Raw genomic sequence first — 1,036 nt, 5'->3', positions numbered from 1 at the left:
CGCGAGCGTGCGTGTTTGCACACGACACGCCGCGCATTTTCAGCACTCCGTGCACGCTCGCGCGGCACCGGCCGTGCACAACTCCAGATTCATCCACAGGCTGATGTCCTAGCGTCCGGGATGCCGCTTTGCCGGCCGGAGGATTTCCGCTATGGAAATCGCATTGAGAAAGTTGTTCGAGCAGCAGGGTGGGGTGGCTACGAGTGCGCAGATCTTGGCCGTCGTCTCGCGATATGAGTTCGAGTCCGTACTGAAAGCTCGCCACTTGGAACGGGTCTGGCACGGCATCTACTGTCTCGGTGAGCCGACCGACGAGCTTCGTCTGCGTGGTCTGGACCTGTCGTGTGGCAGCACTGTCTCGGTATGCCTGTCCACCGCGGCGGCGCTGTTCGGCTTCGACACCGAGAACCCCCCTGAACTCCACGTGCTCAACCCGGCCGGGCGTCAGCTGCGCCCGGTCGACGGTTTGGTCGTGCATCGTCGGGACGGCGCGCCGCTGGTGGAGGCGGACGGACGTCTCGCGACGGCTCCGGCGTGGACTGCGATCGAAGTAGCCCGTGCCTTGCGCCGCCCGCGGGCCCTCGCGACGCTCGACGCGGCGTTGCGCTCGAAAACATGTACACGAGGCGAGCTGTGGCGCACAGTGATTCAGCACGCCGGTCGCCGGGGTATTGTCGCGGTCCGCGATCTCCTTGCGCTCGCCGACTCGCGCGCAGAGTCGCCCATGGAAAGCGAAGTGCGGCTCGCGATGATCGACGGTGGACTGCCAATGCCCGAGCTGCAGTACGAGATCATCGACGGCAACGGCGAACTTCGCCGGCTGGATTTCGCATGGCCCGAGTTCCGCCTGGCGGTCGAATACGACGGAATCGATTGGCACACCGACCCGAACGCACTGCGCAGCGACCGTCGTCGCCGCCTGGCTTTGCAGGACATCGACTGGACGGTCATAGCGATTGTGCAAGACGACGTTCGGCACCGCGCATTTGATTTCGTGTCGAGAGTCGAGCGGCAGATGCGTGACGCTCGCGCGGCG

General features: G+C 65.0%; 1 protein-coding gene. It reads left to right on the top strand.

Annotated features, from left to right (window positions below):
* Positions 1–151: 151 nt before the first annotated feature.
* A partial coding sequence (locus tag A5663_RS07975; protein ID WP_068146418.1) for a hypothetical protein occupies positions 152–1,036 on the top strand: 885 nt, incomplete at its 3' end.

Source organism: Mycobacterium sp. E740, from assembly GCF_001672895.1.
In the GTDB taxonomy this organism is placed as follows: domain Bacteria; phylum Actinomycetota; class Actinomycetes; order Mycobacteriales; family Mycobacteriaceae; genus Mycobacterium.
The sequence above is the reverse complement of the archived record's forward strand: the minus strand, read 5'-3'. Positions and strand labels throughout refer to the sequence as shown.